General features: G+C 61.0%; 6 protein-coding genes. 3 read left to right on the top strand and 3 right to left on the bottom strand.

Annotated features, from left to right (window positions below):
- The 3 genes from JNL55_RS08730 to JNL55_RS08720 all read right to left on the bottom strand — a co-directional run.
- On the bottom strand, positions 1 to 612 hold a 612-nt coding region (locus tag JNL55_RS08730), incomplete at its 3' end, for an ABC transporter ATP-binding protein (RefSeq protein ID WP_293852097.1).
- A gap of 4 nt (positions 613 to 616) precedes the next feature.
- On the bottom strand, positions 617 to 1,858 hold the full coding sequence (locus JNL55_RS08725) for an efflux RND transporter periplasmic adaptor subunit (protein WP_293852094.1): 1,242 nt from the start codon (positions 1,856 to 1,858) through the stop codon (positions 617 to 619).
- A gap of 161 nt (positions 1,859 to 2,019) precedes the next feature.
- Positions 2,020 to 3,144 (bottom strand): sensor histidine kinase, encoded by a 1,125-nt coding sequence (locus JNL55_RS08720; protein ID WP_293852091.1) that lies wholly within the window; start codon positions 3,142 to 3,144, stop codon positions 2,020 to 2,022.
- A 503-nt stretch (positions 3,145 to 3,647) separates the two neighbouring features.
- Here JNL55_RS08720 and JNL55_RS08715 point away from each other — a divergent pair.
- From JNL55_RS08715 to JNL55_RS08705, 3 genes are all read left to right on the top strand, one after another.
- Complete coding sequence (locus tag JNL55_RS08715; RefSeq protein ID WP_293852089.1) at positions 3,648 to 4,208, top strand: TetR/AcrR family transcriptional regulator; 561 nt, start codon at positions 3,648 to 3,650, stop codon at positions 4,206 to 4,208.
- A 128-nt stretch (positions 4,209 to 4,336) separates the two neighbouring features.
- Complete coding sequence (locus JNL55_RS08710) at positions 4,337 to 5,524, top strand: efflux RND transporter periplasmic adaptor subunit (RefSeq protein ID WP_293852086.1); 1,188 nt, start codon at positions 4,337 to 4,339, stop codon at positions 5,522 to 5,524.
- A partial coding sequence (locus tag JNL55_RS08705) for an efflux RND transporter permease subunit (RefSeq protein ID WP_293852083.1) occupies positions 5,521 to 6,730 on the top strand: 1,210 nt, incomplete at its 3' end. The genes JNL55_RS08710 and JNL55_RS08705, both read left to right, overlap by 4 nt.

Below are 6,730 nucleotides of genomic sequence, written 5' to 3'. Positions count from 1 at the left end.
CGTCACCATGATGATGGTCTTGCCCTGCTGCTGATTCAGGGCCTGCAACAGATCCAGAATTTCATCGCCGGATTTGCGATCCAAGTCACCGGTGGGCTCGTCGCACAACAACAGCGTGGGATCGGAAACGATGGCGCGCGCGATGCCGACTCGCTGCTCCTGGCCGCCCGACAATTCTCTGGGCTTGTGATGAGCGCGCTCGCTCAATCCCACCAGGCTCAACGCAGCGTTCGCACGTTTGCGTCGCTCGGCGGCCGAGAGGCTGGTCAACAACAACGGCAGCTCGACGTTGCGTTCGGCGCTCAGCACCGGCAACAAGTTATACATTTGGAACACGAAGCCGACGTGGCTGGCGCGCCAGCGGCCCAAGGCGCCATCGGTCATCGAATCGGTACGGCGACCGTCGATCTCGATGGAGCCGGCGCTCGGCCGGTCGATGCCGCCGATCAAATTCAACAAGGTGGACTTGCCCGAGCCGGACGGGCCCATCAGCGCCAGGAAATCGCCCTTGGGAATGTCCAGGTCGAGGGAGTGCAACACATGCACTGTTTCCGCGCCCCGCTTGTAATCTTTCGCCACTCCCCGCAATCGAACCAACGCTGCATCGGTCATGGTGTCACTCCGCTTTGTTCTTGATCCGGGCGCCTTCGGCCAGGCCTTCGACCGGTTTCGCTACAAGGACGTCGCCAGCCGCGATTCCCGACAATAATTCTGTCTGTCCGTTACGTTCGCCGCCGGTGCGGACCGCGACACGTTCCACTGATTCGTCGCGAACCCGCCAGACAAAGCGGGTTTCGCCTTCTTTGATGACTGCGTCGGTCGGCACGCGCACCGCCGGTCGGGCGGCAGCGGCGGCCGGTTCGCCGGCGCGGTCGTCCAGGAAACTCACTTTCACGCCCATGTCCGGCAGGATGCGAGGATCCAGCTGATCGAAACCAATGCGCACGCGCACCGTCGCTTTCTGTCGATCGGCAGTGGGCACGATGTTGATGACGTGGCAAGGAATGACCCAATCCGGATACGCGTCCAGCACCGCTTCAGCTTTTTGTCCGGCCTTGACGCGATTGATGAAGGCTTCGTTCACGTCGACCTCAATCTCTCGCGAATCCATGTCAACCACTGTCGCGATTCCGGTGCGCGTGAAGCCGCCACCGGCAGAAATGGGAGAAATCATTTCGCCGGGCTGCGCGTCTTTCGACACCACCACGCCGTCGAACGGCGCGCGAACCAACAGATCGTCGAGATCCTGCGCGCGCACGCGAACGCTGCTCTGGGCAACTTTCACTTCGCTTTTCAAAGCTTCCAGGCGCGCCTTCAGGGCACCGACTTCAGCTTGCGCGGAGTCCAGCGCTTGTTCGCTGACCAGTTTGTCGGCGCGCAGTTGCTGAGAGCGCGCCAAGTTACGTTCAGCCTCGGTCAGGCGCACTTCCACTTCTTGCAAATTCTTGGTGGCGGCTTCGAGCTGGCGTTCGGAAAGCTCGAGCAACGGGCGGGTGGTCATTGCATCCAAGCGCGCCAGCAACTGACCTTCCTTGACCTCCATGCCTTCTTCGATCAGCACTTCGGCAACCTTGCCGGTAACTTTGGCCGACACCGTGGCTTGGCGGCGCGCCACCACGTAGCCCGATGCGTTCAGAACCGCGCCACCGCTACTACCGCCGCTGGCGGCTGCGGTCGCGGTGATTGTTTCCACTTCGATGGCGTTGTCTCGGAACAGCGCATATGCGGCTGCCACCGCTGCCAGCACCAGTACAGCGGCGATGAACCATTTATAGACGCCGCCTTGGCGATTGTTGCGACTGGGTTCCGGGCTGCGTTCGATACGGAGGCTGTCGAGTGCGTTCTGGTCGAATGACATGGAAGCCTTCAGTCATTGATATATATGAGCAACCGCTGCCGGCCTGGCCGGCAGGCGCACGGATTCTAATCCCGCGGGCGGGTGGAAGTAACGCGCGTCGGTGAAAAGCCGCGCGACGCCGGTGAGCGCGGCCGAAACAAATATCGAGCGCGGGCGTCAGCTCAAGCCAGCGCCCGTTGCATCAGCAGAAATTGCTCGGTGATCGGCGTGGTGGGCATCGTGAAATAAAACACCGCGCCGGCGCCCGGTTTACCTTCGGCCCAGATGCGGCCGCCGTGGCGATCGATGATGCGAGCCACGGTGGCGAGGCCGACGCCGGTGCCTTCGAATTCGGCGGCGCCATGCAGACGTTGAAAGGGCTTGAACAGTTTCTGGTCGTGGGCCTGGTCGAAACCGGCGCCGTTGTCTCGCACGAACAGCGTCGCCATCGAGCCGTGCTGGGACTGACCGATCTCGATGCGGGCGTGCTCGGTGCGGGAGGTGAACTTCCAGGCGTTGGCCAGCAAATTGATGAACAGATCGTTGATCAAGCGCCGATCGCCGTGAACCACCATGCCGGGTTGAATCTCCACTTCGACCGTGCGCTGGGGATCTTTCTGTCGCAGGTCTTGAAAGATGCTCTCGGCCAGCGCCGAGACATCGATGATCTCCCGATGCAACGTATGTCGTGAGATGCGCGACAGTGCCAGCAGCGCATCGATCAGCTCCGACATTTGCTTCACGCTGCCTTGAATGCGGGTCAAGCGACGGCGCTGTTCTTCGGTGGCGTTGGGCATGGACAGTTCCAACAACCCTGCCTGGCCGGCAATGGTCGTCAAAGGCGAGCGCAGGTCGTGCGATACCGAGGCAGTGAAGGCCTCCAACTCACGATTGGCGCGCGCCAACGACTCGTTCGCGTCGCGCAGCTGGCGCTGACTCGGCACCGACAGGATGAACGGCAACGAGCGCCACAATAGAATCGCCGTCGGCACCGAGGCGGCAGCGGTGATGACCTTGATCAGGCCTTCGAGCCAGTACGCCGTGTGCCAGACGTTCCACACGTCCATGACGTGCGTCAGTCCGCAGGACACGATGAACACGCCGAACGCCACCAACAACCAGTTGAAGGGCAAGTCCCGCCGACGCCGCGACACATGAATCAGCACGAAGGGGATGGCGAAGTACGCCATCGCGATCAGGATGTCCGAGACGACGTGCATCCACAAAATACCCGGCGTCCACATGTAGCAGTGTCCATGCGGCAAAAAATGTTCGCCGCTAAACCAGGACACACCGGTTTCGGGCATGCGCGCGTTCTCCTCAAGTCGTCATTCAACCGGCGCGCATTGTAAGCCGCTCACGGTGGGCTCCGTTCGATTACTCCCTGCTGCAGCACGCGAAACAGCAGAACGAACTTTTGCTCACCGGCTGTCGCAAAAGCCTGACCTATTTCGTCTTCATTTAGGCATTCAATGTGCGACCGCATGGCGGGCCCGGCATTTGCGCAAGCCCTCGGACTGTGAAGCTGACGTCGAGGCAATGCGAACTGGTACTTTACGCAGCGCGGTTTCGCTGTTCGGATGATTTAGAAAAAATTGCTGAATCTGAGCGCTGAACTGATATGGATCCGGTTTTTATTCAATTTTCTAAACAGTGCTCGAACCGAGTCCAAGCGCCTCATGCGACTCGACTGGCATGTCGAGGCATAAAAGCCAGTAGCTCGCATGCCGCAAAGTTATTACAAACTGTACCGGCTGGACGGTATATTCACCGTCCAGTCGGTACAGTCAGGTGTCTGAGGATGGCGGAGTTGGCGGCAAACACAACCAGTCCGGCCCGCGAGCGGATCCTCGAGGCGGCCGAACGAGTTGTCGGTGAGGTCGGCGCAGCGCGCATGACGCTCGACGGGGTCGCGCAAGCGGCCGGTGTGAGCAAAGGCGGTTTGCTCTACCACTTCCCGTCCAAGGAGTCGTTGCTCGGCGCGCTGGCGAAACGGTATGTCGAGAGCATGCACGACTGCGTGCAGCAGGCGAAGAGCGGTACCGGTGAGACCGATGGCCGAGATCTGAAGTCCTGCATCGTCGGTATCCTCGAGCAGCAGCCACGCGCCAAGATCGTCGGGATGGGCGCGGCGCTGTTCGCAGCGGCGGCCAACGACTTGACCTTGCTGGAGGTGATTCGTGAGCGCATCGCCGAGTACACCAAGCAGCTCGAGAGTAGCGATGTGGATTTTGCCCGAGCCGCGGTCGTCACCTTGGCGATCGATGGCCTGGTGATGCGCGAATCGTTGCGCATTTCATGTTTTACCGAGGAGCAGCGTGAGCGTGTCGTGCAACAGCTGTTGCAAATCGCCGATGAGGCTTACCGCTGAGGTTGCGAGCCTTGGCTTGACCCGGTAGCGATAAGGCAGCCGGACTCCCGTCCACAGCCACCCGTTTTCCAATCCCCGAGCGAAACATCGCTCGCGGCAACGTATTTGAGTTCGTCAGGTAGACGCATATGAACGTCATTCGCCAGTCATTGTTGAAATCTCTGGTTGTCATCGCTGTCAGTTCGGCATTGCTGAGCGCATGCGGCAAGGGTCAGGAACCGCAGCATCAGATGCCGCCACCGGAAGTCACCGTGCAGACGGTGGCAAAAAATCCAGTGCCGCTGGATCTCACTTACACCGCGCGCACCGTCGGTTCGCGTGAAGTGGAAGTGCGCGCCCGTGTCGGCGGCATCGTGTTGAAGCGCCGCTATGAAGAAGGCGGCTCGGTGAAACAAGGCCAGCCGATGTTTTTGATCGACCCGGAGCCGGTGCGTGCGCGCCTGGCCTCGGCTCGTGCCGAAGTGGCCGTCGCCAAAGCTCGTCTGGAAGAAGCGCGTCGTCAGCGCGATCGCGTGTTGCCGTTGTTCGAAAAGAACGCGGTCAGCCAGAGCCGTCGCGATGAAGCCGTGTCCGGATTCGAAGTGGCGGAAGCCACGCACGCCGCAGCCGAATCGGCACAGCGCATGGCGCAGCTCGATCTGGAGTACACCGACGTGCGCGCGCCGATCTCGGGCCTGACCAGTCGCGAAGTGCTGTCCGAAGGCAGCCTGGTGTCCACCGAGCAAAGCTCCAGCCTGCTGACCAAGATCGTGCAGGTCGATCCTTTGTATGTGGAGTTCTCGGTGCCCGAGGCGGAAGCCGCGATGATTCGTGCATCGCTGGCACCGGCCAACAAGACCAGCGCGCCGACCGTGAAGCTGTTGCTGGAAAGCGGCCAGGAATATCCGGACTCGGCCAAAGTCACGTTCGTGGACAACGCCGTCGATGTGAATTCTGGCACCGTGCGTGTGCGTGCCGTGCTCAAGAATGCAGAGGCGCAGTTGATTCCGGGTCAGTTCATTCGCGCGCGCGTGGAAGGCGTGCAGCTGAGCGACGTCGTCGCTGTGCCTCGCAAGGCGGTGATGTCGAGCGCCCAGGGGCAGTTCATCTGGATCGTGAACGGCGAACAGAAGGTGGAGTTCCGTCCGGTGCAGCTGGGCCGTTCGATGGGTAACAACATCATCGTTACCGACGGGCTGGCGCCTGGCGATCAGTTCATCGTCGAGGGCGTGCTCAAGGTGCAGCCCGGCATTCCAGTTAGTGCGGTGTCGGTGGATGCCGCTTCCAAGCAGGCCGAGCAGCAGCCTGAAGCGGCGAAGCGCAAGGAGGCTGCATGATCTCCAAGTTTTTCATCACGCGGCCTATTTTTGCGTGCGTGCTCTCGGCGTTCATTGTGATCGCCGGCTTGGGCGGCATGCGTGCGCTGCCCATCTCTGCTTATCCCGACATCATTCCGCCGTCGGTGACGGTGGCTGCGACCTATCCGGGCGCGACTGCTGAAACCATCGCCTCGACCGTGGCGGCGCCGCTGGAAAAGGAAATCAACGGCGTCGAAGGCATGCTGTACATGAGCTCCGTCAATTCGGGCAACGGCACGCTGATGATTACCGTCACGTTCAACATCGGCGTCGATCCGGACATGGCGGCGGTCAACGTCAACAACCGCATTCAAGCGGCCGTGCCGCGCTTGCCGGAAGAAGTGCGTCGCCAAGGCGTGGTGGTGCGCAAGGCGTCGACCACGTTCTTGCAGATCGTGTCGGTGCATTCGCCCGATAACAGCGTCGACATGCTCACGATGAGCAGCTATGTGACTTTGAACGTGGTCGACGAGCTGCGTCGTATTCCCGGCATCGGCGACATCCAGATGTGGGGTCAGGATTATTCCATTCGTATCTGGATGCAGCCCGACAAGCTGGCGCAGCTCGGCTTGACGCCGACCGATATCGCCAGCGCCGTTCGGCAACAGAACTCGCAGTACGCGGCGGGTCAGGTCGGCGTCGAGCCGGTGAGCGATCAAGTCGACTTCACGTACGCGGTGACTGCGCAAGGTCGCATGCAGGAGCCGGAAGAGTTCGAGCAGATCGTCGTACACACGACGGAGTCGGGCGGCATCGTGCGCCTGAAGGATGTCGCGCGCGTCGAGCTGGGCGCGCAGATGTACAACAACCAATCCACCATCAACGGCAAACGCGCGGTGATGATGGCGTTGGTGTTGCAGCCTGGCGCGAATGCGCTCGAAACCGGCGGTGCTGTGGAAGCGCGCTTGGCCGAGCTCGCCAAGGACTTTCCCAAGGGCATGTCCTACTCCGTGCCCTACGACACGTTGCAGTACGTGAAGGTGTCGATCAAGGAAGTGATCAAGACGCTGCTGGAAGCCATGGTGCTGGTGTTCTTCGTGGTGTTGCTGTTCTTGCAGAACTGGCGTGCCACGGTGATCCCGATGCTGGCGGTGCCGGTGTCGCTGGTGGGCACGTTCGCGGCCATGTACATGTTCGGTTTCTCCATCAACATGCTGACGCTATTCGGCATGGTGCTGGCTATCG

Source organism: Steroidobacter sp. (assembly GCF_016790065.1).
In the GTDB taxonomy this organism is placed as follows: domain Bacteria; phylum Pseudomonadota; class Gammaproteobacteria; order Steroidobacterales; family Steroidobacteraceae; genus Steroidobacter.
Note: the sequence above shows the minus strand (reverse complement) of the source record. Positions and strands in the feature narration are given on the sequence as shown.

What these genes read in the sequence shown, in the direction of transcription:
- JNL55_RS08725 (WP_293852094.1), bottom strand. Translation starts at nt 1,858, where the DNA reads ATGTCATTCGACCAGAACGCACTCGACAGCCTCCGTATCGAACGCAGC.
- JNL55_RS08720 (WP_293852091.1), bottom strand. Translation starts at nt 3,144, where the DNA reads ATGCCCGAAACCGGTGTGTCCTGGTTTAGCGGCGAACATTTTTTGCCG.
- JNL55_RS08710 (WP_293852086.1), top strand. Translation starts at nt 4,337, where the DNA reads ATGAACGTCATTCGCCAGTCATTGTTGAAATCTCTGGTTGTCATCGCT.